The following is a 2,144-nucleotide window of genomic DNA, read 5'->3' as shown; positions in this document are numbered from 1 at the left end:
CCCGGCTGGAACACCACCACGTCCACCGACCACGACGAGAACCGTCTTGGCTCCTACCTCGGAGCCGGCGCACAGTCGTGGAATGACCGAGGACCCGACGCTGTCCTGACCGGCGCGCCGCGCGTCACCTCGGCAGCAGCGTCGCAAAGCTCGGGCAAGTCGCCATCTAAACTGAGGGCCCACGGAAGGAACCTCAATGAGCATGGAAGGCGCGGCCTGGAGCTCGCTGTACAAGATTTCTAGCGCCAGGGACGGCAAGCACGGCTTCTCCCGTGAGTCCGTGCGGCGGATCATGACGTTCGCGGTGCCCTACCGGTCCAAGCTGCTGATCTTCATCGCTCTCTCCATCGTGGGAGCTTTCCTCGCGGTCGCGACGCCGGTACTCGCCGGCCAGGTGGTCGACGTCATCGTCGCCCAGGGCGAGGTCACCACGATCGTTTGGCTCGCCGTCGTCATCGCCCTCGTGGCCGTGGCCGACGCCGCCGTGTCACTCGTGACGCGCTGGTACTCGGCGCGGATCGGCGAAGGCGTGATTTTGGACCTCCGCACCTCCGTCTTCAACCACGTGCAGAAGATGCCGATCGCGTTCTTCACCCGCACGCGGACGGGCGCCCTCGTGAGCCGCCTCAACAACGATGTGATCGGCGCCCAGCAGGCCTTCAGCGGCACGCTGTCCGGCGTGGTCACGAACCTCGTGGCGCTAACCCTCACCCTGATCGTCATGCTCAGCACGTCCTGGCTCGTGACGGTTCTCGCCGTGATCATGCTCCCCATCTTCCTGCTGCCCGCGCGCCGCATGGGCAGCCGCCTCGCCGCGCTGCGCCGCGAGGCCGCCGATCACAATTCCGCCATGAGCACGCAGATGACCGAGCGCTTCTCCGCGCCCGGCGCCACCCTCGTCAAGCTGTTCGGCCGGCCCGACGAGGAGGCCGAGGAGTTCCGCGTCCGCGCCGCCCGCGTCCGCGACATCGGGGTCCGCACCGCGATGCTGCAGTTCGTCTTCTTCACCGCACTGATGCTCGTCTCCGCTCTCGCCCTCGCGCTCGTGTACGGGCTCGGCGGCTCCCTCGCACTCGCCGGCCAACTGAATACCGGTGACGTGGTCACCCTGGCGCTCCTGCTCACCCGCCTCTACGCGCCGCTCACCAGCCTCGCAAACGCACGGGTCGAGATCATGAGCGCGGTGGTCAGCTTCGAGCGCGTCTTCGAGGTGCTGGACCTCGACCCGCTCATCAAGGAAAAGCCCGACGCCGTCGCCGTCCCCGAAGGCCCAGTGACCGTCGAGTTCGACAACGTCCGCTTCGCCTACCCGTCCGCGGACAAAGTGTCCCTCGCCTCTCTCGAAGAGGTTGCCACGCTAGACACCCGCGGCGGCGAGGAGGTGCTGCACGGCGTGTCCTTCAGGATCGAGCCGGGGCAGACCGTAGCCCTCGTTGGTACGTCCGGTGCCGGCAAGTCCACAATTGCGCAGCTCCTCTCCCGCCTGTATGACGTCGACAGCGGCGCCGTGCGCCTCGCGGGGACGGATGTCCGCGATGTCACTTTCGTCTCCATGCGAAACACCCTGGGCATGGTGACGCAGGACGGCCACCTGTTCCACGAGACCATCCTCTCCAATCTGCGCCTCGCGAGGCCGGAAGCGTCCGACGACGAGGTGTGGGACGCCGTCCGCCGTGCGCGGCTCGAACCGCTCATCCGGTCCCTGCCGGACCAGCTGGACACCATGGTGGGAGAGCGTGGCTACCGACTGTCCGGGGGTGAGCGCCAACGGATGACCATCGCGAGGCTCCTGCTCGCCCAGCCGCGCGTCGTCATCCTCGACGAGGCGACGGCGGCGCTGGACTCGACGTCTGAGGCCGCCGTGCAGGCGGCGCTCAGCGAGGCACTCAAGGGACGGACGGCGATGGTGATCGCACACCGCCTCTCCACCATCCGCAGCGCGGACCTCATCCTCGTGGTTGAGGACGGCTCGATCGTGGAGCGCGGTACGCACGAGGAACTGCTGGCTGCGGGTGGGCGGTACGAGGAATTGCACCGCACCCAGTTCGCCTTGCAGAAGAACGTTGCGGCCGATGAGGAAGCGCTGAGCCAGACCTAGTCGCTGAACTCGGTGCCCCCGCCCCGAGCGCCTCGGAAAGTCGTCT

Annotated in this window: 1 protein-coding gene; it reads left to right on the top strand. The window is 67.6% G+C overall.

Going from position 1 to position 2,144, the window contains the following annotated elements; translation table 11 throughout:
• Nucleotides 1–196 precede the first annotated feature (196 nt).
• Nucleotides 197–2,098 (top strand): ABC transporter ATP-binding protein, encoded by a 1,902-nt coding sequence (locus E3O19_RS15830; protein ID WP_134569234.1) that lies wholly within the window; start codon nt 197–199, stop codon nt 2,096–2,098.
• Nucleotides 2,099–2,144: the final 46 nt, after the last annotated feature.

Source organism: Cryobacterium algoritolerans (assembly GCF_004402785.1).
In the GTDB taxonomy this organism is placed as follows: Bacteria; Actinomycetota; Actinomycetes; order Actinomycetales; family Microbacteriaceae; genus Cryobacterium; species Cryobacterium algoritolerans.
Note: the sequence above shows the minus strand (reverse complement) of the source record. Positions and strands in the feature narration are given on the sequence as shown.

What these genes read in the sequence shown, in the direction of transcription:
- E3O19_RS15830 (WP_134569234.1), top strand. Translation starts at nt 197, where the DNA reads ATGAGCATGGAAGGCGCGGCCTGGAGCTCGCTGTACAAGATTTCTAGC.